At 39.8% G+C, this 25424-nt stretch carries 34 protein-coding genes and 1 pseudogene; 2 read left to right on the forward strand and 33 right to left on the reverse strand.

The window, feature by feature from the left end; translation table 11 throughout:
• Positions 1-137: 137 nt before the first annotated feature.
• The 32 genes and pseudogenes from ACWYN3_RS12340 to ACWYN3_RS12495 all read right to left on the reverse strand — a co-directional run bounded on the left by ACWYN3_RS12340 (position 138) and on the right by ACWYN3_RS12495 (position 23464).
• Positions 138-455: a serine hydrolase gene (locus ACWYN3_RS12340; protein ID WP_456221411.1), complete on the reverse strand. Its 318-nt coding sequence runs from the start codon at positions 453-455 to the stop codon at positions 138-140.
• On the reverse strand, positions 427-1371 hold the full coding sequence (locus ACWYN3_RS12345) for a serine hydrolase domain-containing protein (RefSeq protein ID WP_456221412.1): 945 nt from the start codon (positions 1369-1371) through the stop codon (positions 427-429). Before ACWYN3_RS12345 ends, ACWYN3_RS12340 begins: the two co-directional genes overlap by 29 nt.
• 410 nt (positions 1372-1781) lie before the next feature.
• Positions 1782-2648 carry a beta-galactosidase trimerization domain-containing protein gene (locus ACWYN3_RS12350; RefSeq protein ID WP_456221413.1) on the reverse strand — a complete coding sequence of 289 codons (867 nt, stop codon included), beginning with the start codon at positions 2646-2648 and terminating at the stop codon, positions 1782-1784.
• A 26-nt stretch (positions 2649-2674) separates the two neighbouring features.
• Positions 2675-2863 carry a hypothetical protein gene (locus ACWYN3_RS12355; protein ID WP_456221414.1) on the reverse strand — a complete coding sequence of 63 codons (189 nt, stop codon included), beginning with the start codon at positions 2861-2863 and terminating at the stop codon, positions 2675-2677.
• Positions 2864-2885: 22 nt separating this feature from the next.
• Positions 2886-3410: a beta-galactosidase gene (locus ACWYN3_RS12360; protein ID WP_456221415.1), complete on the reverse strand. Its 525-nt coding sequence runs from the start codon at positions 3408-3410 to the stop codon at positions 2886-2888.
• 40 nt (positions 3411-3450) lie between these two features.
• Positions 3451-3903 (reverse strand): beta-galactosidase, encoded by a 453-nt coding sequence (locus ACWYN3_RS12365; protein WP_456221416.1) that lies wholly within the window; start codon positions 3901-3903, stop codon positions 3451-3453.
• A 33-nt stretch (positions 3904-3936) separates the two neighbouring features.
• On the reverse strand, positions 3937-4899 hold the full coding sequence (locus ACWYN3_RS12370) for a glycoside hydrolase family 2 TIM barrel-domain containing protein (RefSeq protein WP_456221417.1): 963 nt from the start codon (positions 4897-4899) through the stop codon (positions 3937-3939).
• Entirely contained in the window at positions 4836-5744 is a 909-nt protein-coding gene (locus tag ACWYN3_RS12375; RefSeq protein WP_456221418.1) for a sugar-binding domain-containing protein, read from the reverse strand. Before ACWYN3_RS12375 ends, ACWYN3_RS12370 begins: the two co-directional genes overlap by 64 nt.
• A 213-nt stretch (positions 5745-5957) precedes the next feature.
• Positions 5958-6392: a hypothetical protein gene (locus ACWYN3_RS12380; RefSeq protein ID WP_456221419.1), complete on the reverse strand. Its 435-nt coding sequence runs from the start codon at positions 6390-6392 to the stop codon at positions 5958-5960.
• 25 nt (positions 6393-6417) lie between these two features.
• Positions 6418-7455, reverse strand: coding sequence for a sialate O-acetylesterase (locus ACWYN3_RS12385; RefSeq protein WP_456221420.1), 1038 nt, complete (start codon positions 7453-7455; stop codon positions 6418-6420).
• The gene (locus ACWYN3_RS12390) at positions 7443-7898 is read right to left on the reverse strand and encodes a hypothetical protein (RefSeq protein WP_456221421.1); all 456 of its coding nucleotides are present in this window, start codon (positions 7896-7898) and stop codon (positions 7443-7445) included. The genes ACWYN3_RS12385 and ACWYN3_RS12390 overlap by 13 nt, the downstream gene beginning before the upstream one ends.
• A 73-nt stretch (positions 7899-7971) precedes the next feature.
• Positions 7972-8943 (reverse strand): annotated as a pseudogene (locus ACWYN3_RS12395) (glycoside hydrolase family 5 protein); the annotation flags it as partial.
• Positions 8944-8961: 18 nt separating this feature from the next.
• The gene (locus ACWYN3_RS12400) at positions 8962-9453 is read right to left on the reverse strand and encodes a BACON domain-containing protein (protein WP_456221422.1); all 492 of its coding nucleotides are present in this window, start codon (positions 9451-9453) and stop codon (positions 8962-8964) included.
• 100 nt (positions 9454-9553) lie between these two features.
• Positions 9554-9910, reverse strand: a complete 357-nt coding sequence (locus ACWYN3_RS12405; protein ID WP_456221423.1) for a hypothetical protein — start codon at positions 9908-9910, stop codon at positions 9554-9556.
• The gene (locus ACWYN3_RS12410; RefSeq protein ID WP_456221424.1) at positions 9883-10428 is read right to left on the reverse strand and encodes a hypothetical protein; all 546 of its coding nucleotides are present in this window, start codon (positions 10426-10428) and stop codon (positions 9883-9885) included. The genes ACWYN3_RS12405 and ACWYN3_RS12410 overlap by 28 nt, the downstream gene beginning before the upstream one ends.
• Before the next feature lie 23 nt (positions 10429-10451).
• Positions 10452-10883: a RagB/SusD family nutrient uptake outer membrane protein gene (locus tag ACWYN3_RS12415; RefSeq protein ID WP_456222982.1), complete on the reverse strand. Its 432-nt coding sequence runs from the start codon at positions 10881-10883 to the stop codon at positions 10452-10454.
• A gap of 40 nt (positions 10884-10923) precedes the next feature.
• Positions 10924-12030 carry a RagB/SusD family nutrient uptake outer membrane protein gene (locus ACWYN3_RS12420; protein ID WP_456221425.1) on the reverse strand — a complete coding sequence of 369 codons (1107 nt, stop codon included), beginning with the start codon at positions 12028-12030 and terminating at the stop codon, positions 10924-10926.
• Positions 12031-12064: 34 nt separating this feature from the next.
• Positions 12065-12286: a hypothetical protein gene (locus ACWYN3_RS12425; protein WP_456221426.1), complete on the reverse strand. Its 222-nt coding sequence runs from the start codon at positions 12284-12286 to the stop codon at positions 12065-12067.
• A gap of 74 nt (positions 12287-12360) precedes the next feature.
• Positions 12361-12936 carry a hypothetical protein gene (locus ACWYN3_RS12430; protein ID WP_456221427.1) on the reverse strand — a complete coding sequence of 192 codons (576 nt, stop codon included), beginning with the start codon at positions 12934-12936 and terminating at the stop codon, positions 12361-12363.
• Entirely contained in the window at positions 12936-13490 is a 555-nt protein-coding gene (locus ACWYN3_RS12435; protein WP_456221428.1) for a hypothetical protein, read from the reverse strand. The genes ACWYN3_RS12430 and ACWYN3_RS12435 overlap by 1 nt, the downstream gene beginning before the upstream one ends.
• A complete protein-coding gene (locus tag ACWYN3_RS12440) occupies positions 13438-14796 on the reverse strand; it encodes a TonB-dependent receptor plug domain-containing protein (RefSeq protein WP_456221429.1) in 1359 nt (452 codons plus the stop codon). The genes ACWYN3_RS12435 and ACWYN3_RS12440 overlap by 53 nt, the downstream gene beginning before the upstream one ends.
• Positions 14753-15193: a carboxypeptidase-like regulatory domain-containing protein gene (locus tag ACWYN3_RS12445; protein WP_456221430.1), complete on the reverse strand. Its 441-nt coding sequence runs from the start codon at positions 15191-15193 to the stop codon at positions 14753-14755. Before ACWYN3_RS12445 ends, ACWYN3_RS12440 begins: the two co-directional genes overlap by 44 nt.
• A 41-nt stretch (positions 15194-15234) precedes the next feature.
• A complete protein-coding gene (locus ACWYN3_RS12450) occupies positions 15235-15879 on the reverse strand; it encodes a DUF5110 domain-containing protein (RefSeq protein WP_456221431.1) in 645 nt (214 codons plus the stop codon).
• Between the two features lie 67 nt (positions 15880-15946).
• On the reverse strand, positions 15947-17485 hold the full coding sequence (locus ACWYN3_RS12455; RefSeq protein ID WP_456221432.1) for a TIM-barrel domain-containing protein: 1539 nt from the start codon (positions 17483-17485) through the stop codon (positions 15947-15949).
• Entirely contained in the window at positions 17467-17979 is a 513-nt protein-coding gene (locus ACWYN3_RS12460; RefSeq protein ID WP_456222983.1) for a hypothetical protein, read from the reverse strand. The genes ACWYN3_RS12455 and ACWYN3_RS12460 overlap by 19 nt, the downstream gene beginning before the upstream one ends.
• 246 nt (positions 17980-18225) lie before the next feature.
• Positions 18226-18474: a helix-turn-helix transcriptional regulator gene (locus ACWYN3_RS12465; protein WP_456221433.1), complete on the reverse strand. Its 249-nt coding sequence runs from the start codon at positions 18472-18474 to the stop codon at positions 18226-18228.
• Positions 18452-20005, reverse strand: coding sequence for an ATP-binding response regulator (locus ACWYN3_RS12470; protein WP_456221434.1), 1554 nt, complete (start codon positions 20003-20005; stop codon positions 18452-18454). Before ACWYN3_RS12470 ends, ACWYN3_RS12465 begins: the two co-directional genes overlap by 23 nt.
• Entirely contained in the window at positions 19980-20378 is a 399-nt protein-coding gene (locus ACWYN3_RS12475; RefSeq protein ID WP_456221435.1) for a triple tyrosine motif-containing protein, read from the reverse strand. Before ACWYN3_RS12475 ends, ACWYN3_RS12470 begins: the two co-directional genes overlap by 26 nt.
• Positions 20327-21013: a ligand-binding sensor domain-containing protein gene (locus ACWYN3_RS12480; protein ID WP_456221436.1), complete on the reverse strand. Its 687-nt coding sequence runs from the start codon at positions 21011-21013 to the stop codon at positions 20327-20329. Before ACWYN3_RS12480 ends, ACWYN3_RS12475 begins: the two co-directional genes overlap by 52 nt.
• Positions 20985-21482 carry a ligand-binding sensor domain-containing protein gene (locus ACWYN3_RS12485; protein ID WP_456221437.1) on the reverse strand — a complete coding sequence of 166 codons (498 nt, stop codon included), beginning with the start codon at positions 21480-21482 and terminating at the stop codon, positions 20985-20987. Before ACWYN3_RS12485 ends, ACWYN3_RS12480 begins: the two co-directional genes overlap by 29 nt.
• A 1-nt stretch (position 21483) precedes the next feature.
• Positions 21484-22299, reverse strand: coding sequence for a ligand-binding sensor domain-containing protein (locus ACWYN3_RS12490; protein ID WP_456221438.1), 816 nt, complete (start codon positions 22297-22299; stop codon positions 21484-21486).
• Between the two features lie 283 nt (positions 22300-22582).
• Positions 22583-23464, reverse strand: coding sequence for an AraC family transcriptional regulator (locus ACWYN3_RS12495; RefSeq protein ID WP_456221439.1), 882 nt, complete (start codon positions 23462-23464; stop codon positions 22583-22585).
• 176 nt (positions 23465-23640) lie between these two features.
• Between ACWYN3_RS12495 and ACWYN3_RS12500 the strand changes: the two genes are divergently transcribed.
• Together ACWYN3_RS12500 and ACWYN3_RS12505 are read left to right on the forward strand one after the other, a co-directional pair.
• Entirely contained in the window at positions 23641-24018 is a 378-nt protein-coding gene (locus ACWYN3_RS12500; RefSeq protein WP_456221440.1) for a hypothetical protein, read from the forward strand.
• A complete protein-coding gene (locus ACWYN3_RS12505) occupies positions 24008-24235 on the forward strand; it encodes a hypothetical protein (RefSeq protein ID WP_456221441.1) in 228 nt (75 codons plus the stop codon). The genes ACWYN3_RS12500 and ACWYN3_RS12505 overlap by 11 nt, the downstream gene beginning before the upstream one ends.
• Before the next feature lie 64 nt (positions 24236-24299).
• Here the strand turns inward: ACWYN3_RS12505 and ACWYN3_RS12510 are convergent, their stop codons facing one another.
• On the reverse strand, positions 24300-25424 hold the full coding sequence (locus ACWYN3_RS12510) for a discoidin domain-containing protein (protein ID WP_456221442.1): 1125 nt from the start codon (positions 25422-25424) through the stop codon (positions 24300-24302).

The raw sequence follows: 25424 nt of genomic DNA on the forward strand, positions 1-25424 counted from the left end.
TCATTAGAGAATCGAACGTACTCTATTATGGCTTCCCCCCCCATATATAGAGTACGCTCACTTCCAACAAACGTCCAGATGTTCTTGAATATAATGAATAAGCGCTGAAAATGGTGGTAAAAAAATGTCCGGTCGTTTTACAATATTTTTCTTAAAATATTCATTCCCATAACATCTGTATTCTCTGCTGCGTTAGATAACACAACTACCGTTATGTTTTTTTCGACATTAAAAATTAAAAAGCTGCTGCTTCCGCCTGTCCCACCATTATGCCAATAATAATTATATCCATTTATCAAGCGAATATGCCAACCCAGGCCTACTAAGGGACCTTTTGAAAATGAAACTTCATGAGTAAGGCCAAAAGATTTTTGCAAAACGGGATAGTCACTTTTTATATTGTTTTTTGCATAAACTAACAGGTCACTAATGGTAGAATGAATGCAAGGAACCACATGCGCTCAGTGCCTCGAAATCCCAGGCTTTAGTTTCATCGCCATCAGCATCATAAACCTTAACAAACCGTGATGCCAGTAGTGGTGTTAAGTGCTGTAATGTGCTTTTCATTTTTAAAGGGCTAGTTATTACGTCCTTAATAAGTTGCTGGTAACTTTTGTGACTAACCCTTTCTAAAATTACACCCAGTAAACCGACCGCCTGGTTTGAGTAAGCGTAAACTTCGCCAGGAAAAGAATTTAATTTACATTTCTTAAGATCAGCAAAGAGCATTTGCTCAGTATAATTTCTATATGGATTAAGCGGATCCATATTCTTATTAAAGAAATTATCAGGCAAGCCAGACAGGCCAGAGGTATGATTAATTAAGTTGATTATCCTGATCTTTTGGAGATATGGATTTGTTGCCACAGAATCTGGTAAATATTTTGTAATAGGGTCTGTCAAACTGATTTTACCTATATTAATATAATAAGCTAAAATTTCAGCTGTAAATGTTTTAGTAATGGAGCCTATCTCAAAAACAGTATTCTCATCCGGCAATTTTCCATTCTCCGTTTCGGTTTTCCCGTATCCGTAAGTGTACATTTTACCATCTTTTAAAACTCCGATACTTAGTCCAACCGTATTTGATTTCTGAATATATATCCTGGCGACAGAATCAACTTGTCTGTCGATAGTTGATTTTAAATGGTTTGAGGAAGCGACAGGGAAAGCTTTGCTGGTGATAATTGCTTTATAAGGATTAAATGTTATACAGTTAAACCTGTTATTTTCATCCAATACAAAAGAAAACTCCAACTTACCTGATTCAAAAATCAACTTATACTTAGCGGTATCAGTACTAGAACTAATAAGAGATGATTGTTTAATTCTTCCTAAAGGGTAAATTTCTTTCTCAAGAAAAGCACTCAATTTATCTTTATTTACAATCGCTTTATATTGTTCACTTGCTAATGAGTAGGTTAAATCCGCATTTCTTTCATCAATATATTTTTTCTTACCAAAAGTAGTACTGAATCCTTTTTTTGGTGCAAGCCGTCTTGTGCAAATATTTTTATTGATAAAAAACTAAATAGGACGAATAGCTTAATGTGGGTTGCTTTCATTATTTACAATAAATATAGTCTATTTTATCATTTTAAGATGATGAGTCAATTTCAACATCTGAGACAATAATTTCACTCACAAGGTTAACAGTTTTACTACACTTCAGAGACAACTGATTATGAAGAGCGATGCCAAACATCCAAAGCTCAGCTCTTGTGCTGAAAGTGAGATCTGGATGATCAAAGAAATGTAAAAATGCGATATGAAAGGCCCATTTACTCGCTCCAAACCAATACCCCTGCAGGCTTCAATGTCTTCTCCCCGACAAGTACTTTAGAAGTCCCGGGAATGTTCATGGTATAATCGGTGGAAGAATAATTTACAGCCACATAAAAACCATCTCTCCAATAAACAAAAACACCTTGCGGATAATCTTCTGTAGTAGTGGCCCCGGCTTCTGCATAAATGTCGCGTAATAAATCCTTTTCCAGATTCGAATCGTCAGTATCCACGCCTATGTAGGTTACAGATCCTTTACCAATTTTATGTTTTACAACAGCTGCTTTTCCCTTGTAAAACTGGTTTTCATATGTCGCAAGAATTTCCGTATTTTGATCAGGTAGCAACAAATCTGCCCAGTTATTCCAACTGTAATGTTTTGAGCTCATCTGAATATCACCTTTTGCATAAGCTGAAAGCATATCCGTCGCTATAACCTGGGCTCCAATAAGACCAGAGATTGGCGCAGCCTGCTTACCCTCCCAAAAATGCCCCATACGATCTTTGGTTGCTGTGCGACAGGTAATAACTAAATGGCCGCCACCGGCCACATAATTATTCCATTTCTTTACCAAAGCAGAATCAACCATTTCATAGGCAGGAACAATTACCACCTTATAATTTGACAAATCCGTTGTTTCAGATACTACATCAACCGGAGCTCCCAAGGCCTTCGCCATCTCCATGAACTTAACAGGGTAATTCCACGTGTCCCACTGCGAGGTCTGCTTTTGCCTGCCAATAGTCCAGTAATTTTCCAGGTTCCAAAGAATTGCAGTTGATCGCATAACCAGCTTTTCCGGCATCTTCATCCTTGGTCTATATTGCTTCCGCAATTCTTTTATTTCTTTGATGAATTCCATATATTCTTCCCCACCAGGCGAAGCTGTTATTCCATCCGTTTGTATGACACCTGCATGGTATTGTTCTGAGCTGTATAGGATCTGGCGGAAGCGATAGGAGCATGCAATTTTTCCGCCTGCGGGAAGGTATGGTACAACCACATACGCACTGTTCCTGGTAAAAGAAGCGGGTTATATGCTCCCCAGTTCACCGGTCCGGGTTGAATTTCCATCACTCCTGATACACCACCTAAACGCTTAAAATATTCCGAGGCAAAAAGGATTATTTTGCTGTCCCCCAGCCTGAATCCTGAATCCGAGTTCACCAATATTATCGCTGCCGCCATTAGGATAAGCAGTATAGGCTGCAAAATCGAGTTTTTTAGTTCGTGTCGGGTCAGAACCGGGAGAAACTGCGGTATAGTTAGTGGTAATATACTGATTCTTTGAAATGTATTTCCGCAATGTACCTGCCTGAAAATCAAGAAACCCAGCCTGGGCATCTGCAGAGTAGCGTTTAAAATCGAGCAAGGCATGAGGGTTATTTCCCCACCAGCCTACCAGATTGGTATTATGGATCATAACCTGGTTGAAGTTGTTATACCATTGGCTCCAGAAAGCCGTTCCCCAGGCATCATTTAATGCGTCAACAGTTTTATATTTGTTTTTTAGCCATTGCCTGAAAGCTTGCTGTGATGACGAGCTATAATCGGGTTTAGCATCGGGTTCATTATCTAGCTGCCATCCTATCACTTCTTTATTTTGTCCATAGCGCATGGCCATTTCGGTTACGATTTTTTCGACAAATAACCTGTATTTAGGATTAACGATTGATTGAACCTAACCCTCGTGTCCCATGTTCAGCCCGGATATAATTTCCATCCATTATAAAGGTTTCGGGGTAATTTACACGCATCCATGCTGGTGTAGTCGCCGATGGTGTGCACATAAGCACTTTAAGTTTATATTTAACACAAAGACTTACCACCTTGTCAAGCCAGGTAAAATCATACCGCCCTTCTTCTGGTTCCATTTTAAACCAGGCAAATTCAGAAAGGTGTACAAACTCATACCCCATATCCGAGATCTTCTTGATATCACGTTCCCACTGGCTTTCCTTCCAGTGTTCGGGATAATAATATATTCCCGTTGTAATCAGATCTTTTTCAGGAAAGAAACGATTGACTTCCTGAGATTTTGCAATTGATAATGATATAAATATTGTTGCTAACAGTGCTATAGATTTTTTCACCTTACTAATTATTTTGTATTTCAAATTATTTTCTTTTAATGTGCTATTCTTTTCTCTTTATAATATTCCTGCATTATGTATGTACCATGCTTTCTTTTTTTTGCCCTTTTCAGATAACAGGCCTTTTCTATTGAATCCACTCTGGTAAACTGGATGCATCCTACCCAATGAACGGTAATCAAATAAAAGCCAAGGACATACGCCACATAAATTAGGTGTTGTACTGAACATTTTTAGCTGATTGATATATATCTGTTCCTGATATTCTTCTGTCCAGAAAGCAGCCTCATCAATGGGGCCGTACTTGCTGCCGTACAAAGCTTCACCGCCAAATTCTGAAATAAAAAGGGGCTTATCCGGATAGGTCACATTCCATTTTATATCCGCAGATTTACCCTGCCAGGGCACATACCAGCCTATGTACTCGTTCAATGATATCATATCAACATAGTTGTTCAGCGTGTCCCATACTTTAATTGTATTATTCTCGTACATCTGATTGTTGAGAACATGGGTAATCAGCCTCGTAGAATCAAGTTCTCTGCATTTTTTTGTCAAATCCACGAGTTCTTCGCTGCGTCTGGGGGTTGAGGTATAAGTTTCATTGGAAAGGCTCCAGATAATCACATTGCAACGGTTCCTGTCCCTTCGCAGCATTTCCTTTAGCATCAGCTCCATTTTTAAAGGAACAGCAGTATCTGAAAATTCAATATGCTGATAAACGGGTAATTCGCTCCAAACCATTAGTCCCATTTTTTCTGCTTGCTTTACCATATTTTCATTGTGTGGATAATGTGCCAGGCGTACCAAATTACACCCAAGTTGTTTTGCATGGCTCAATAGCAATACTGCATCCTCCTTCGAAAATGCCCTTGCCCCTTTAAATGGATTCTCTTCGTGAATATTTACCCCTTTAAGAAAAATCTGCTTGCCGTTCAGAAAAATGTTACTCTTCCTTACTTCAATATTCCTGAAACCAATCTCATCAACGATAGTATCGGTTTCGCTTTCAATGAGCACTTTGTAAAGTTTAGGATTATCGGGCGACCAGCATATAAAAGACGAAGAAAATTGCAGGCTATAGCAATACCAGTGCTATCCGATCTTGTTGAATACACCAGGCCCAGCTCTGGAATTTTAACTTTTATACGTTGTTGCCTGCCAGCACCATTTAACTTTATCCACCCTAAAACCTCTTTTTGACTTCCTTTTTTGAGCTGAATGTTATAATCATCAATATAGGTATAACCAGTTTCAACAAGATTTACATCCCGGGTGATACCCCCATAGTTTAACCAATCGTATCCCAATCCGGGAAGTCCGTTTTTCAGACGTTTGTTATCAACCTTAACAATCAACGAGTTTGTCCCTGCTTTTACTTTCCCTGTTATTTCAAATTGAAACGGGGTAAAACCACCTTCGTGGCTTCCGATCTTTTCCCCGTTCAGATAAATATCGGCCAAGTAATTCACTGCGCCAAAATGTATAAAAAGTCTCCTGTTTGCATTCAGGGAATAACTAAATTCTTTTTTATACCAGACAATCCCTTCAAAATATGTCAGTTCGCATAGCTGAGAATTAAAATCTCCGGGTACTTTCAATCGCGGGCCACCTTCAAAAGAATATTCTACGAAATCTGTTTTTAACCGGGGAGTTTTCTCTAACCACACCTGCCGCCATTCTCCAATACCAGTCGGGTCGGGAATCACATTCCAGTCACCATTCAGGCTCGTAGTATTTCTCGATTGAATGTTAATCATTGCAGTTTGGCCTGACACAGCATTAGCCCAGAACCCCAAAATGAGAATCAGCAATATCTTTGATGTAAATTCAATTTTCTTCATTTCTAATGCTAATTCGTCCATTTTATAAATCCGATCCGACTCCCAGCGCGCCACCCATTAACAATCTAATTTCAATTTCTTAAACCTGCATCGTACTACTGCCTGGAGGTTTTAATGTTTAAAGTTGCCCCTGGCAGATGCGGGGAGGTAACAATCAGTCCCCTTCCATACCAGCATTATCATTTCCTCTATTGCCTGGTGAGGTTATTTTATTTCTGGGTAATGCCCCTCCAGTCATCGTTCTGAAAAAGGAATAGCAGGCAAGCCAGCAGAATTCATCAAATTGCATTCAGGGTTATCGGCCCAGGCATAGCGAAGAGCTTTCGGATTAGGTACCTCATCGGAATAAACCACAATTTCATTTCCTTCAATTGCAGCCTTTGCCCAATAGAATTTTTTGTCTTTACCTGCAATCGCAAAACCTGTTATTTCTCTGGCATCCTTCGATACAAGTCCATCATCAGCATTCATAAAACTTACACGAATGCGACTGCCGTCCTTTGTCAAACTTTTAAACACTGGTCCCGATGCTATACAATTTTGTTTATACACCAGCTTATTAGCATTCAGTGCCAAACGACGCCCCACCTCCTGTTTGTTAACAGGGTGAATATTATCGGCCTCTCCAATATCGATGATACAAGCCATGCCTGTATTGGGCTGTGACAATGTTAAAGTTTGGGCTTCCCTCAGCTCAGCCCATTCGCTTTCGGAAGGAAGAGGCTTTACTTTTTTGAAATTTGTCAGTCAGCTGAACATACAAAAATGGCAAATCACCTTGTTTCCAGCGCGCTCTCCAATCACTTATCAGCATGGGGAATAACTTACGGTAATTATAGGCCGCGGAGTCATTCGCTTCTCCCTGATACCAGAGAAATCCTTTGATTCCATAGGGAATAAGCGGATTAATCATTGCATTAAACAGTAATGACGGATAATTTTGATAATTCCGTATTTTCGGAAAAGCTGGTTCCAGGCCTTTTTGATATAACCATTTTCCGGCCAACGAAACCTTAGAAGAGCTATCTGTCAGATAAATTTCATTTGCAGGAGGATTCAAGCCACCTCCACCCCATAACATAGCTATTCTGAGGGTAATAATATTTTCACCCTTCCTTAGTAATTTGGCTGGAATAGTATAAGATTGTTTAGGATCACTGTTCCATATAGTCTTACAGATTTCCTCACCATTGAAATACATGGAATAGTTCATTTCCGGATGCCCGATATGGAGTGATAAATTTCCTGAAAAAGATTCAGGTAAGACTACTTTTTTACGCATCCACACCATGCCTTCATAAGGCCCGGTTCCAAAATCCTTAATCAATTTAGGCATTTCAACAACCGGCCAGCCAGAATCATCATATCCCTCTGCTGGTATTATTTTATCAGTATTATTTTGCGGATGATTTACAATGTCCCAGTAATGGATCTGGTCAAGGCTATCTTTTACAAAATTTTGCTCACTTAGAGAATCGCTTGCGAGCATGCTTGTTTTAGTAATTGGTGAGGTAAGCAACTTGTCCCGGCTTGTCCAGGATTCCACCGGTGTCCCTCCCCAGGTACTTTGGATAATGCCAATCGGAACATTCTGATCCCTATGTATTTTTCTGGCAAAATAGTAGGCAACGGCAGAAAACTGCCGCACATTTTCAGGATTACAAACTTTCCATTTTCCGGCTAGAATATCTTGCTGAGGAATTATTTTCTTACCATGCTCTACCTGAAGCAAACGTATTCAGGAAAATCTGCATTTGCAATTTCATTAGCCGCATCCTGAGCCTGCTGTACTGACCACTCCATGTTGGATTGCCCCGAAGCCAGCCAGACATCCCCTATAAGAATCTTTTCCAAGCTAATCTCCGAACCTGGTTTTCCTGATTCAGAAATTTTGAGCTTATAGGGTCCACCCGCTTTAAATGTTGGAAAACGAACCATCCAATTTCCATTCTGGTCTGCCGTTGCAGTGACACGGAACTTTCCGAGTTCGGCTATTATATGCACCCCTGGAGCAGAGTTTCCCCAAACGGGAATCTTAACACCTCTTTGTAAAACCATATTATCCCCAAATACTTTTGGTAAAGTAATCTGAGCATAACCCTGCACCCGAATAAAAATGAATAACATAAAAAACACAAACGATGTTTGCACCTGAATTCTCATTATTTTTTTCATCTATTAATATATTTAAGATAATTCTGTTGTTTATGTCTTGCACTTGTGATTACCCATTTATCTCATCGTCTTCTTATTTTTTAGAGCCCGCAATCAGGGCATCTATGGTGCGCTGATCAAGCACCTTATTGTTTCTGCGGTCTAAGGTGCTACCAGTATCCCAAAAGAAAGGCTTAAGGCCAAATTGAATAGCTTGTTTGGTTACATAAGTATTCCAATAATCTACAGCAGCATTATGTGCTGCCAGATCTAAAGGAACATTATTGGAATTCCCCCTTCTGGACGCGCTATACTCACCCATTATCACAGGAATCCCTTTATCTATAAATTTAGATTTCATTAAGCCAAACATTCTCAATTGCTCACTTTCTTCTCCCCAGCTTGCATTACGGTCGGATTGAATAGTAGAGTGGTGCCCTGCCCCCCAATAGTAAAACATCTTACCCCAGGTTGCATCTTGCTCTAATTGTGTAAATTGAAAAGGGGTATAATTATGCACTTCAACCATCATGCGATTGGGAACCTGATCTGTTGGAAGAGTATTCATCAGGTTGTTAGTTTTATCGACATCAGTCCCTGGCCCCTGAACAACCAGCACCCGGTAACTGTTCCTGCCCCCTGTTGAGCGAACTGCATTGATAAATGTTTGATGATAGCTATTGAGTATTTCCATCTGTTCAGCATTTTCCGCTGGAGGTTCATTAGCACTGGCAAACATGAGATGCTCGTCAAAATCCCTCATCGTTGTAGCGATCTGTTCCCAAAGCGCTTTTTGCTTGGCATTAACCGAGTCTTTCTTAAGCTGATTGATATTATAATCCAACCAACCACCGTCCCAGTGGATATTGAGCAACACATACATATCATTGTTTGCACAATATTGGACCACCTCTCTCACTCTGTTAAGCCACGCAGGGTCAATTTTCGCATTTGGCCGGTCACTTAAGTGATGCCAATCCCAGGCACATGGAAGCCGTACAGCATTAAAACCTGTCTGTTTTAAAAATTTCACATACGATTCGGTAATTTGAGGATTACCCCAGCCACTTTCGCCACCTGGCGATTATTCCATTGTATTACCGATATTCCATCCCAAATTCATTTTAGCAGCCAGTTGAACAGCCGTGTTGCTCATACCTGTTTGATCCGGTGCCTTGGGCGATGTATTATATGATGGATACAGAGCACTTACTTGCGAAAGCGTTACCCGTCTGGTCTGGCCGTTTTCTGATGTAACAACCAGTGTAACAGAACGGGAAGCACCGCTACTATTAGATACTGCGGTTACCTGAAGATCTTTAGCTCCCTCATTTCCTGTTGTTTGGTTGAACTGTAGCCATGCAGCACCAGGGCTACTAATGCTCCATTTACTACTACTGGTAACGGTTATACTTGAGATACCTCCTTCTGGCTGAAAAACAACTTCAGATTTAGAAACGCTGAGTTGCGGTTGAATTTCTTCCTTCTTTTTACAAAATGCGGTTAGCATTGTAAGCAACAGTAATACTAAGATTGACCGCTGTCCTTTAATTTTTATGTTTCCGAAATGTTCCATTAGTTTATTTTATTAATGTTTTAAATTATAAACCCCACCACTGAACAGACCTACTTTGATCAGGAGGGAATGATGATCTTTTTATTGATCATCAGCGTTATTATTTAGCGGTAACTGGTGGAACATAACTATCGGAATAATCTTTAGAAATAAAATTATAGACCAGCAATGCATTTCCTTCTCCATCAACATCTTTGTTCCGGTAAACACCGAGCCTCAAGGTATTGGCCGTGAGAGAAATGATCTCATAATAGTCCCAGTTTACACCTGTTATTCCATTTTTAGCTGGCTTATACCCTCTTAAAATGGTCCCTCCCGTAACGACTAGCCTTTTCTTTGCCGGGTCCAGTGAATAGGTGCCATTTTGTGTAATACCACCTTCCATGGGCTTCACCGCATTAAAGCCAGGGCCACCAATCAGGCTGAAGGTCATAACACCATAATCCCCTTTAGCCATATTACCAGGATAAATACCCTGTCCGGCATCCCACCAAATCGTATTAAAATTTGGGGGTCAAAATAGGTAAGTGGTCCCAGGAAAAATTTACCATCAGTATCCAGTACCCAGGATTTCTTTTTCCCAGGGCCACCGGAAATATCAAACCACATTTGGTCGGTCACATAACTCAGGTTCTCCCTGGTTACGTTCACGATCACAGAATCCATCTTCACGACTCCACCAGCTGTAACAGCCGAGAACTTGATGGTGTAACTGCCCTGAAATGCAAAATGAACAGTATCAGTCATCCGTCTGGAGGTCCCGGTACCATAATCCCACATAGAGATTGTCTCTGGGGTCAGGTTTCTCATAATCACCGTATTTCCCCCCGGATCGGCGGCAAAATCCTGAGAAACCTGATATTTAATTTCTGACTTATCCAGGGTCCTGCCCAAAGTATGCTGATCTTTCTTACAGGACAATATTCCAACAACCGGAAAGATGAGCAATAGCAGTGTTTTTATAATATGTTTCATTTTTACAATTTTTAAATGTTAGATTACCAGCCTGCATTTTGTTTTAGTGTTCCATTAGAAAGTGTGATTTGCGTATTTGGAATCTGCTGCAATCCTTGTGTTTCAATAATTTTTCCCGCAGAAATGGTTTTCACCGTACTTGTGCCTCCATTTAAGACCGTCGTCGTTTCTGCAATCTGCTGTGCAGCCACAGCTACGCCCTGGCGAAGAAGATCGTAAAACCGCAATCCCTCAAAAGCAAACTCCAATCGCCTCTCCTTCATTATGTTGTCCTTGGTTACGGGAACAGAAACGAAATTATCCTGGTAGGCGCGTTTTCTGACTTTATCAAAATAGGTTTGGGCACTGGCACTGCCAAGTTCAGCTGCCATCAGCAATACATCTGCATAACGGATGGATACATAATCCTGGAACTGTCCGATCTGAAAATCAGGATTCCCGTTTACTACTGGCAGCGGAACACATTTTTTTTATCTATCATTGGGCTATATTTTTTCACATAGTACCCAGTATATTCACGCTGTTTACTTTGATTGGAAAATTGAGCTTCTCATCTGGGATAGAAATCACAGAAGCTACTTTTCGTGTATCATTTGCATCAAAAGTATTCCAGAGTTTAGGGTTTACAGTTGCACCGCCCCACCCATTTCCATATGGAAAAATGGATTGTTCCCGCATACCTAACATGACCATCCAGTAATTTCCATCAATGTTTCCACTATAATCGCTCGTATAGGTATATTTGATTGCGAATATGGTTTCCATATTGTCCTCCCCCACATAAGCATCCTGCGAAGCAGCTGGCCATAGATTTGCATACTTATCTATCAGATTATAACCCCCGGTATTGATCACATCTTCCAATCCGGTTAAAACAGCAGCTTTATCTGCAACACCAACCAAGTCTGATTTAGTATAATATCCTGTATAAAAGAGAAATACCCTGGCTAATAATGCTTCAGCAGCATATTTGGTTACCCGGCCGCGATTTGCAACATTTTGAGCCGCATAGGGCACAGCAGGAATATTAGCAGCTGCGAATTTTAAATCACTTGCAATCACTTTATATACCGCATCTGGATCCGACTGTGGCAGGTTTTCTGCTGATGGTTCGGTTAACAAAGGAATGTGGCCCCATAAACGCATCATATCAAAGTATAAATAGGCACGAATGTACCTGGTTTCCCCTTCATAGGTTTTTTTTAAGTCAGTATTGCTTCCCCAGTCGATCTGGTTAATTTTACTTAGGAATACGTTACACCGATAGATCGCCTTATAGTATAAGGACCAGTTTTGTCCAAAAATATTCTGATCCGAAGGGGACCGGGATTTATCAAACTCATCCAGCAGCTGATACCCGTAGCCATCTGAGTTTCCTGTGCCGCCAAAGCAGTCATCAGATAAAACATTAGCCGCCACAGGGAGAGAAACACCACCAGACCAGATGATCTGTAAACCATCATAGCAGCCCACTAATGCCTTATAGCCATCGGCAGGTGTTTTATAGAAATTAGCATCTGTTACCGTCGTAATCGCTGTACATCTAAATAGCTTTTTTTGCAGGCCCCTGTTGCCAGCAGCAGCAGAGTGACCAATATGCATATTTTTATCGTTTTCATATCTCGCGTTCTATAGGTTATAATTTGATGTTTGCCCCAAAGAGAAAGGTTCTTGGCCTAGGGTAATACCCTACATCAACACCAGAAGCGAATTTGTCTGTATCGCTCCCGTAACCTATTTCAGGATCCATTCCATCGTATTTAGTGAAAGTGTAAAGGTTTAGTGCACTAGCGTATACCCTTACTTTTTTAAGGAAGTTTTTTTTAATTACCCGGCTTAGATCATACCCAAGCGTCACTGTATTGATCCTCAGGTAATCTCCCTTCTGAATGTACAGGTCAGAAAAAGTAGTATAGTTTCGGTTGTCGTCGGTTACTCTTGGCCTTGTTGTAGAAGAACCTTCACCGTGCCAGCGGTCCAGGACAGCGGTTGTATAATTTCCATATTGACTAGATTGGCCTCTGTAAGATTGTACATATCATCATTTCCAGTAACGCCAGATGCCACAAGAGAAAAATCAAAACCCCGGTAAACAGCACCCAACGTAATTCCAAAGGTATAATCAGGATTAGGCTTTCCAATCTGGATTCTGTCTTTATCATCGATTACACCGTCATTATTGATATCTACAAATCTGGCATCACCGGGCTGAGCAGTTGGCTGGATAACTTTTCCGCTAGAGGCACGGTAACTATTAACTTCTGCCTCATTCTGAAAAATACCATTTGTTTTCAATCCCCAGAAATAACCAATTGGGAAGCCATCCTGTGCACGATAAAACTCTCCTGAATTGTCGTAAAGTTGAGCCGCTGCACCATGGATGATGCCATCGGCTGTAGGTATTTTACCTACTTTATTTTTATTGTAGGCACCATTTACCCCTATATTATATCCAAATTCTCCAATATTGCTTTTGTAATTTAAGGCCAGCTCAAAGCCTTTATTCACTACATCACCACCATTAATGAAAGGTGCATCTGCGCGCCTGCGGTAGCCAATATAGGGGCAGCGATCAGCCAGTTTTTTTTGGTCTTTTTGTTGTACCAGTCAAAAGTTACTGCAAGTTTTCCTTTTAGGAAAGTTGCATCAAATCCCAGGTCTGCCTGTTCCGAAGTTTCCCATTTCAGCCCTAGATTACTCAATCTGCTTGGATAAGCCCCTGGCGTATTCACGCCCTCTTTATCGCCAAAAATATAATTCACATTAGTGAGTGTAATCGGCGCCAGATACTGAAAAGCAAGAACATTTTGATTGCCAACCTGTCCCCAGCTGGCACGTACCTTCAGGAAATCAAGCCAGTCTTTCTGATCTTTAAGAAAATCTTCATTTGTAGCTACCCAGCCTGCAGAAACAGAGGGGAAATAGCCCCATTGATTTTGGGAAGAAAATCTGGACGAACCATCTGCACGAAACGTGGCATTCAGCAAATAAGTTTCCTTATAATTATAATTAAGCCTTCCGAAATAAGACACACGGCGATCGGGATCGTTCGTTCGGCCCACCACCGATGGTAATCCCTGTACTGTTCTTATTGGTCGCATTACTTAACCAGGCATGGTCAAGGTCATCAAAAATCAGGTTGGTGTTGGTACCGAATAACGTTTTTCCATCTGCCTTATAGGCTGACATCCCACCAAGGATTTCAAAATTATGGTTTTCTTTTACCTTAAAGTTATAAGTCAGCAAGTTATCCCAGATCAGGGACTTTCCGCTGTTCATGGTTTGACTGGCTTTTGTTGTAGTGGTATAAGCATAAATCGACAAATTATAAATTGGCTGAAAGGAATGATAATCATAAGCGCTATAATCCATCCCCAGACTTGTTTTAAAGGTTAAACCTTTCATAGGCTTCAACAACAAATAAACATCGCCTAGTAACCGCTCAGTATTTGCTCTGTTCTGATTATTGTAGACCATAAGCGCATAGGGATTGGCTTCTCCATTATTCCAGGTTGATTTGCTGTTATCGTAAAAATTACCATCTGCATCATAAACAGGTACAAAAGGACTGGTATTAAAAGCACCTCTCAGCGTGTTGTTATATAGATTGCCTACAGCAACCCCATTATTTTTTGTATTTGTATAGGTGAGGTGCTGCCCGATCTTAAGAATATCTTTGTAAAAATTATGTTCAGAGTTGATTCTGAAGCTGTATCTTTTATAGTTAGATAGATCTTTACCTCCAACTACCCCCTCCTGACCGGTGTAAGACATACCCAAAGAATAAACTGATGCTTCTGAAGCTCCTGATGCACCAAGGGAATAATTCTGCGTTAACGCATTGCTGACCAGCATCTGGTTAATCCAATTGGTGCCTGTTCCAAGGGCTGCAATTTGGCTATTGGTAAATATTGGTTGTTTACCACTGTTGATGGCTGCTTCATTCATGATGGAAGCATATTCTTTGGAATCCAATAATTTCGCCTTGTTGGCGACATCCTGCACGCCTGCATAGGCATCAAAAGTAAGCTGTCCCGGCTGTCCTTTTTTTCCGGTCCTTGTGGTAATCAATACCACACCATTTGCTGCCTGTGAACCATAAATGGCTGCTGAAGCAGCATCTTTAAGAACGTCCACAGATTCTATATCAGCTGAGTTCAGATAAGAAATATCTCCGGTAAGAACACCATCTACCACATAAAGCGGACTTGCATCACCAGTTGTTCCGAGGCCCCGGATCACAACTTTGACATTTCCACCAGGTTGCCCCGTAGAAGAGGTAATTTGTACACCCGGGGTTTGCCCCTGCATAGCCTGTAATGGATTAGGACTGCTTTGCGACTGCAGGGCATCTCCTTTTAATTGCACTGATGCACCCGTAATTTTTTTTTCGTTGTACTCCATAACCTACTACAACAACTTCTTCGAGGTTTTTATCCTCTTCTACCAGGTTGATCTGGATTGTTTTTGCTGTACCAACTAGTACTTCCTTAGTCTGGTACCCTACAAAACTGACACGGAGAATATCACCTGTTTCAGCAGCAATGGCAAATAGGCCATCGTTATTTGTCCCCGTTTTACTGGTTTTATTTTTAATCTGAACTACAGCACCAGGTATCGGTTGCCCGTCAGATGCACCTGTAACTTTCCCCGATAGCTGACGCTCCTGCGCAAATAAATTCTGGCTAATGGTCAGCAAAGAGAGAAACACCAGCAAAAAGATGCCATCTCTTTTCATACAATTACTCTTTTTCATCCCGTTCATAAGATTTAGTAAAATTTGAATTCATTATATATTTGGTTTTGTTACTGTTTAATACTCATTTTTTTACCGGAGTATTTAAAAGTATGGTCTGGTTTAAGGTCAAAACGGAGTTCCTTTCCCGATTTAGGGGTGATAAAAATCACGTTTATCGTTCGCGTTTTTAACATTCCGGTAAAACTTCCTTTTCGATCCTCAACCGTTAGCGTTCCGGTATTTTCTTTATAATTGAATATAATGGTACTGAAGGCACCCTTTTCATAGTTATAATTTGTGCCTTCATCTTCATAAAGGGAAAACGAAGCATCTTTTCCTGTATACACAAATAAGGTGAGTGGATCTGCCGGCTTTTCTGAAGTATACTGCATTTCAGGACCAGTTGGAAGTATAGAACCTTCTTTTACAAAAACAGGGATTGTCTCATAAGGGGCATCCACCTGAACATCCTGTCCTCCGGTAAAATATTTACCACTGTATAAGTCATACCACCCCTGTCCAGAAGGCAGGTAAACCTTACGGGTCCTGTCTTTATAACCTGATACCGGATTAATCAGCAAAGATGGCCCAAACAGATAAGCATCATTTAAATCAGATGCTTTATGATCTGCCGGAAAATCCATCACCAGACCACGCATGATTGTATAATCCTCTGTGTAGCTTTTTCCTGCCAGAGAATAGATATAAGGCATTAACCTGTACCGTAACTTATTATAATACAACATACTTTTGTAAGCAGGATGATCTTTCGGTGCAATGTTATAGATCTCCCGGAAGGGGAACGGGTACTGTGTGAACCCTGAATAATGGAACAAAGGCCCCAAACTGATACCAGCGGGTATTCAGTTCCCTCCATTCCTCCTGATCTTCATCTTTTGGTTGTTCATATCGTTTTTCTACAGAAAAACCACCAATATCCATCGTCCAGTAAGGCATTCCGGAAAGGGAAAAGTTAACACCTGCACTGATTTGTGTTTTCATGTCTTCCCATCTGGAAGCAATATCACCACTCCATGCTGCCGCTGCATAACGCTGCAGGCCTGCATAAGCCGATCGGGTGAGAATAAATACCCTGTTCACCGGGTTTTCTTTACGCTGACCTTCATATACACCCTTTGCATTCACCAGAGGAAAAGCATTGAAGTAAGTGGTAGAAGATCCTTCATAAGTGGGATTCATTAATTCTTTCCGAATCTCCACTGGTAAGTTCGAATGCATATCAGGTTCTGTGGCATCCATCCACCAGGCATCTATCCCTTTAGTATAAAGCCTTTTATTCATCAGGTTCCAGAAAGCCTTTCTGGCAGTAGGGTTAAATGCGTCATAAAAGGTATTTGAATACCCTTTCCCTATCCAATCCCGTCTTCCATCCTCAATATTCCGTTTATACAGAAAATTATTCTTATTGAAATCATCGTAAACGTCAAACCCTTTATTAAACTTTGGCCAAACAGATATCATCAGGTTTACATGCTGTCTGTGAAGTTCACTGATCATTTTTTCCGGCGCCGGGAAGCGGGCAGGATCAAATTGCTGACTTCCCCACTCCGGTTCCTTCCAGTAAGACCAATCCAGTACAATGTTGTCCAGCGGAATCCGAAGATCCCGGAAAGTCTTCACAGTGGTTAAAATATCATCCTTGGTTTTATACCGCTCTCTGCTTTGCCAAAAACCCATCGCCCACTTTGGCATTAAAACTGCCTTTCCCGTAACAGTCCGGTAACCGCTGATGACCTGATCAGCATGGTCACCCTGAATAAAATAATAGTTTACACAGCGTCCGGATTCTGACATCAAACCAAAGGTATTTTTCAGTTCTTCCGGAATTGGCGGCAAACACATAAGCCCCAAATAAGATTCACCACCATCCGGTGTCCATTCTATTCTTATTTTCACCTTTTTATTCTTTTCCAGGCTCAGGTCCAGCGTAGCTACGCCCGGATTCCATGCCTGTCTCCAATAATCCGCAATGAGCTTATCATCAAACCATACTTTTATATACCCTGCATATTTTAACTGCAGCTGATACAATCCGGATAAACCACTCTCTACACTGCCTTCATAATTTACCACCGCCTCTGCAGGCTTAATTGCATCAGGAAATTTATGCTGATCTGTTAACCAGTTCATCGATATTTCTGAAACCGGTCGGCTAAACAGAATGGTTGAGGGGTTTTCCCGTTTGGCATAACTAGCAGTCAGCCAGCCCTCTTCATTGTTTTTGGAAAGGAGTTTTAAAGCACTCAATGGTTCATAATCTCTCAGATCTCCGGCACGGGTTATCGAATAATTATCCATAATACCCCATATCCTTTGTTAGACAAGAAGAATGGAACGGCAATATCCGTGTTGTACTGGACTAAATCTACCCTGCGCCCCCTGTAATTCATTACCCCTTGCTGATGCTGGCCTAAGCCATAATAAGCTTCATCTTTCTGTGCATCAAACAACTGTGTTACTTGATAACATGGTTCTCCGCTAAATACTTTGGGCACCAAAGAAACAACAGTCTTTTTACTTTGTGCCAGTAAGAGATCGCCCTGAATGGTATAGTAGGTCAGCAAGCCAGTTTCAAGAGAAGTTTCCACGCTTAATGTTGCAGTGGTCAGGATAACGCCTTTTTCTGTTTCCTTTACGGAGAATTTAAGATCAGGGTTATTTTGCTTAATAGCCATAAGGCTGTTATCTATACCAAAATCATGATCCGAAATTTCGGTAACATGAATGATCTGATCAGATACAGGTTGAAGGCGGATCTTTTTTACGCCTGAATTGGAATGATGGATCGTGATTTTTCAATTCCCGTAGGAATTTTAACATAGTTACTGTCGCTTGTCTGAGCAAGCACATTAACAGATAATAGAATACCACAGATAAAGGCTGCTGAGCTGACCCCGATTTTACGCATAGAAATAAATACAGTTATATTTGGTTGTTTGAATACCTAAAAATATCTGTAAACAAAAAATGAAAGGGTATTCAAATGATAACAATTTGGTATTAAAATGTTAACAGAAATGGCTTTTTGGCTATTAAATTCATTCCAACTGTTCTCCATGTTCCCTGAACGCTGCGTAAGCAGAGGGAAGTATTCCAAATTCTAGTTTGAAGTACCGGCTAAAATACTTGGGATTACTGAAGCCTACCTCATAGGCAACTTCTGCAACAGGAAGTTGAGATTTCAGCAGCAGAGGCTTTGCCTTCTGCAACCTATAACTTCTGATGTATTCAATCGGGGACTTGCCAGTTAGGGAAAGGATCTTTTTATACAACCCTACCCTGCTCATATTGAGATTTTGCACTAAGCTGATCTACACTATAAGTAGTATCTGACAGATGCTTTTCCAGATGGAGAGACAATTGCCTGATAAATTTATCATCAACAGATTCTATCTCGGTTTCCAGAGGCTTAAACTCTACCTGTTTTTTATAGGTTTTTTTGGAAATGGCCTGTTGCTGCAAAAGGTTACGGATTTTAGATCGCAGGATTTCAAAATTAAAAGGTTTGGTAATATAATCACTGGCACCTGCTTCCAGACCTGTAATTTGTTGGTTTTCTGTAGCCATTGCCGTTAACAGGATCACTGGAATGTGTGCCGTGCGTTTGTCAGATTTAATTTTTTTACATAGATCTACTCCATTCATTCCCGGCATGCTAATATCGGTCACAATCAGATCAGGATGCGATGACAAGACTTTCTTCCATCCCTCCAGTCCATTGTCTACTTCCGTAATCTGATAATGTTCTTTCAAATTATCTTTCAGATAAAAACGAAAATCTTCATTGTCCTCGATCAGCAGCATCAAGACTGGCTTCTTCTTTTCTCCGATAAAACCAGGGTCAGCTGCGAGCCTTTCCTGCAGAGCCGTAATTTGTATCAGCTGACTTTCTGCCGAAATATTTTTTTCTGTTTCTTCTACGAGCAGGAAAAAGGTTACTGTAAAAGTACTTCCTTCATTCAGAACACTTTGGACATGAATCGTTCCACCCTGCAGCCTAACAAACTCCTTAGTGATGGACAGACCTATTCCGCTTCCCTGGTTGACCATAGAATCAGGAACATCTGAATGAAAGAAGCGTTCAAAAATCTTTTCCTGCTTGTCGTCTGGAATTCCGATCCCATTGTCGCTTACTATAAGCAGTAACTTAACCATTCCTTTCTGGTAAGTCTGGACTTCCAGTTTAATAGAAATCTTTCCCCCTTCACCAGTAAACTTAAAAGCATTGGAAAGCAGGTTAAAAAGTATCCGTTCTACCTTATCATGGTCAAAAAAGAGGTTGTCAGGTGCTTTTGGTCCAGCCTCAAATTGAAGAGATATATTTTTCCGGTCTGCCACATCACTAAACGAATGGGATAACTCCTTAATAAATTGTATGATATTGCCGGTTTTCGGATGTAATTTCAATTCTTGTTCTTCCATTTTCCGGAAGTCTAACAGCTGGTTAACGAGGTTCAACAATCTCTTGCCATTCCGCTGAATCATTTGAAGCTGCGGCCGCTCAGAGGATTTGGCTTGTTTGATTATTTTATCAAGAGGCGTAATAATGAGGGATAAAGGTGTCCTGAACTCATGGCTGACATTAGTCAGAAATTTGATCTTCATCAAATCCAGATCATGCATTCTTTTGGCCTGCTGACGTTCCTGTTCTAAAACAAACTCTTTCCTGATGCGCTGAATACCCCTTTTCCTGATCAACAAGAGGGTCCCACCCGCAGCCAGCATGTATATTATATAAGCTGCTTTTGTTCTCCAAAATGGCGGAAGAATCTTAATTTTCAGTTGAGTTTCATTATCCACCCCAATTTCCGGATCCATCTGTAGACCTTACTTTGAAAACATATTCACCGGGGTCTATATTGGTGTAGGTTGCACTCCGGTTATCATTTTGCGGCTCCTGCCAATGCTTGTCAAAGCCTTCAAGCCTATATTTATACCGGATCTTTTTGGGGTTAAAATAGTTTAGTGCAGCAAAAGATAATGTAACGCCATTTTGGCGATAGTTCAACCTGATTTCTTTTGTGAAACCTATTGCTTGATTCAGCAGAATATTTCCATCTATTTTCCCACCAATGTCTACACTTCGGTTGGCAAGCAGCAAATCAGAAAGGACAATCACTGGTTTACTTTGATCATTTTTTATACTCTTTGGTTGAAAAAGATTAAAACCATTGGCACCGCCGAACAGCAATTCTCCTGCGCGGGTTTTATATCCTGCATTGGCATTAAATGCGCTTCCCTGCAGTCCGTCCTGGGCATCATATTTTCTAAAAGTATAGGTGAAATCTGTTTTGCTTTTGCTATTTTAGTGACCAGGATATTAAACAAGCCATTGGCCGTGCTTACCCAAAGATTTCCAGCTGTGTCTTCCAATATCTTCAGCGTTGCACTTTCGGTTAGTCCATCCTTACGATCAAAATTTTTAAACTGCCCGGTTTTGGGATTAAACCTGCTAATGCCATCCCGTGTTGCAATCCAGATAAACCCATGACTATCCTGCATCAAATCGTAAACGATGTTATTAATCAGTGAGTTTTCAATGCCCGGTTCATTTTTATAATAAATAAACCGTCCTTCTGCGTTCATTTTATTAACCCCTTCTGATGTCCCGATCCAGATATTTCCGTCCGAATCTTCCAGTAAACAAGAGATGTAATTTGAGGCAACACTATTGGGCTGGTTTGCTTTCCTGTGGAGAAAAGTCCCTGTAGTCCTGTTCAGGTTCTCCAGTCCGCCACTTAATGTAGCCACCCATAAATTACCCCTGCGATCTTCCAGAATGTCCCAAACCCTATCGTCAGACAAACTTTGCAGGGTCTTCATCATTATGTTTATAATGTTTAAAATCCTTCCCATCAAAGCTATTTAACCCACCAAAATAGGTCCCTATCCATAACTTCTTACTTTTATCTATATACAGACTAACAATAATATCATTGCTAAGGCTGTTCGGATCTTTAGGATCGTGAAGATATCTCTTAAATTTACCATTCTTCCGGTTGTAGTAGAAAAGACCGCCCCCATTTGTTCCAATCCAGACATTCCCCCGGTCATCTTCTGCAAAACGGTTGATATCCTCATAGGTTAAGCCTTCAGGGTTAAGCCCCTGATGTCTGTAAAGCGGGAACTTAAGTATTTTTTCATGGTAAAAACTAATTCCTTTTTTAAAAGTACCTAACCACATGATTCCCGATGAATCTTTATAAAGAGTCATAATACTGTTTTGTCCCAAACTTTTGGGGTCATTTTCCTTATTCACCAGATATCTGATGCTAAAATCCTTCTCGTTCAGCAAATTAATCCCACATCTGATCTGTCGCTATCCAGATCAGGCCACCTGGATCCTGGAGGATACAATTAATGAGATTATTGTTTAAGCTTCCAGTTTCTTTGTTAATAAATTTTCTCTTTCCTGTTGCGGGATCGTAGTAATCTATACCAGCAAGGGTATTGAGTGTATAGACCCACAATGCACCCTTCTGATCTATAAACATCCGGTAATCGTTAGACAGTCCGGGTTTATTTTGATGGAACAAACCGATCCGCTGCTCCACTTTTGCCGACTGGTTGTTCAACCGTTCGATAGTTTTATCCTTGTGTATCACCCAGATGTTTCCTTTATTGTCTTTCTGAATGCTGGCAATCCCGGTTTTGCCAAGACTTGTATTTTCTTTTCCGTCACAGTATAGATGGACAGTCTGACGATTAGAGATATTATATTTAAATAATCCCTCCTCTCCTGCATTAAACCAAAAATTACCTGCATTATCTTTCAGTATACCTCTAACAGCTTTAGTCTGAATATGCATTGTCTTTAGATATGCATTTACCTCTCTAACAAAACGCTCGGTAAGCGGATCATAGATACAAGGCTCATTTCTCGTTTCTATATAAAGCTTATGATTGGGCAGTTCGAAAATATTAGTTACAAAATCATCTGAAATAGAGCCTGGATCTCTTGGATCATGTTTAAATACCTTAAACTGGTAACCATCAAAGCGATTGAGGCCAGATAAAGTTCCAAACCACATAAATCCACAATCATCTTTCCATATGGTATTTACCTGATTATGTGATAATCCATCAGACAGGTCTAAGCGAGAAAACTGCACTTGTTCTTGCTGGGCCAATAATAAAAATGGGAATATGGTACAGAGGAGAGTAAGAAATCTTTTCCGGTTGAACATCAAGTTTATATCTGGTAATTATCCTGAATTGTCATTTAGGCAAACAATCCAGGTCCAAGATCATTTAAAATTACATTTTTTCCGGTAATTAAATGTCAGTATGACTATTATAAATGGTTATAATCTGGAATCAAATGGACCTCACATATGAGTACGGAGCCAATCAGATCTTAAAAAAACATTGCCCTTTCTTTAAGATTTTCAAAAGCTAAATAGTTTCATAAATTATTGAATTTAATTCCTTTCTATATTGTGAAGCATTTTTCCCAGTAAATTCTTTAAATGACTTATTAAAATGACTAAAATTATTAAATCCACTTTCATAACAGATATTTGCAATACTAGTTGGTTTTTCAGCTAAAAGTTTTGAAGCGTGTACAACACGGTACTCATTAACAAAAGCAGTAAATTTTTTTTTGGTGATTTTTTTAAAATATCTGCAGAAAGAAGGCACAGTCATACTTGACATTGCAGCTATTTTTTCTAAACTGATCTGTGTCTTGAAATGATCTTTAACATAATTGAAAACCATATTAATTCTATCGTTATCCTGAACTTGCATTTCAAGTGAAAATCCAGACGCATTTAGAATTTTATAATCGGTGGAGTTTTGAAGTTCTTTTAAAATGGCTAGTAGCGCTAAAAGTCTTTCAAAGGGCAATAAACTCTCCATTTTTTCTATCTGTTTCCCAACTACTCTTTTGGTTTCATTTCCAAAAGCAATTCCCCCTTTGGCTTTATCAAAAAGCTCTTGTATACATTTTGTTTCTTGTAAACCTAAAAATCCGGTTCCGAGGAATTCGGGTTTCATTTGGATCACCGTTTCATTCTTGTTACCTGTATTGTAATCCGTAAAGCCGCAGTGTGGGAGATTGCTCCCAATTAATATTAAGTCTCCATCAGTATAGTAAGATACATGGCTCCCAATTTGTCTCTTTCCAGCACCGCCATTTACAAAAACCATTTCAATTTCCTGGTGGTAATGCCATACATGAGCCTTGTTATTGGAATTCATTAAATATTTAGAATAATAGAACGAGCTTCCAAAAGAAGACTCAATTACTTCATATCCAGGCTTTGCTGCTTTCATATTTTGCCAATCAAATAAAGTAAAAATATACTTTATTGTGATTTTTAAAAAAAAAAAAAAACGCATACAGATGTTAATATAGCATAGATATTGGAAAATATGCAATCACTTATACCGGCTGGTTGTCAATAACTTAGACCTATCAAATAGTTACTAACTCTTTTAAAATTACTGATATGAAAAACTTACTCAAAATTAGCCTGATAGCTATGATCCTTTTTACTAGTGCAAACACCTATGCAAATAATGATGACCTGTCATTAAAAGTTAAAAATGCAGAACAAAAAACCATTCGTCTTTCTATAAATAAGACCGAGGATATGGACGTAACCTTCTATGGCATAGATAATGAAATCCTATATCAGAAAAAAGGTCAGGAATTAGGCGGAACGGAAAAAACTTACAACTTAACCGCTTTTCCTGATGGAAACTATATAATGAAAGTAGAAACAGATTTAAAATGGGTTGAATATCCGATCAACATTAAAAATAATAAAGCTTCAGTTTCTACACCTTCAATTAAAGAAGTCTTCAAAACCAGTTTTGACAAATAAAAATGGCGTAGTAACCCTTAGTTTAGATAATACAAATCAGGATCCAGTTGAAGTTATCATTTTTGATGAATTCAACGATCAGCTTTATACAAATATTTATAACGACTCAGCAAAGTTGCTTAAGAAATTTGATATTGGTAAAGCTCCTGCTAATAAATTAACTTTTGTCATAATAGCTAAAAATCAGGTGTTTAACAGAACAATAAATGTTAGATAAATCTAATAATTCTTCATCTGTCTTATACTGAAATCACTTGACCCATTAAAATTGGTTTGCAGGCTTATTCAACTACCCACTCATGAATTCCCGAAGAATTATCTTTAGGAAGCTGTATTTCCAACCTTAATCCTTTAGTTTTTACAGGTTTAAAATGTAGCGTATTAAATTTATCCTTTTCAACAAGGTAATTGTTGGTCGCCTCTACGGGGATCCAATTCCCACCACTTAAATAAAGGACCTTATAACTATCCGGAATCCGGCCCCCACCCCATGGTGTATCATCAAACCAATAAACCTTTGAAGCTGAAATTTCATATTCTTGATCGAAATCGTATTGTAAAAACTCATTAGTACCCTTTTTAGGCCACCAATGCAGGTAAGGGTAACTAGTATCTTTAGCATCTGCTGGTAAATATTGATCCTTTACAGCCGCCAGCAGCTGCTTATTACTTAATGATCCTGAAACCTTACTCTTCGAGGCAATGGTTGCAGCAGGTCTGGGTTTTGAAACAGATTCTTCATAGGGCACCCACACTGTCATTTCACTAGCTCCCCGGTTTGCCCATGCGTAATAAGGTATTGCGGTAACTGTTTGATTAACTTTGATCAGCTCGTTACTTTTGAGCTGCCTGTGTGTACCTGAACCTGTTACAGTTATTACTTCTATTCCATTTAACAAATCAGGGTCAAAGTTTGAAGTTGATACAGCATTTTTATCTACAATAATATCCTGAACTACACTATCCTTATTATCTGGCCCTTCCAGACAATAAACAATAGGTCCCCGTTGAAAAGCGAAACGACCTTTATCCTCCTTTACTTTTTCATTTGCAAAAACTTTCCTGGTTTCCATTGGAACAGAGAAGACTAACTGATCACCTTTCTTCCAGATACGTTTGATCACTGCGTAACCTTTAGCTACAGTATATTGGAGCGGCTTACCATTTAAAGCAAGCAGAACCTTTGAAGAATTCGTATCCATAAAACTATACAATGTACCAGGAACAGGCTCATTACCAGCCCATCCCGGAATCCGTACATGCAAAGTAAATGATGCGTTTTCTTCCGGATCTATTTTAATCTCTACTTTTCCATTCCAGGGATAAGCTGTAACCTGGGCTATTTTCACTTTAGTTACAGGAAGTTGAATCTCACTATTGTTCCCCATAAAAAGGTTGACGTACAA

It is taken from the genome of Pedobacter sp. NJ-S-72 (assembly GCF_053890575.1).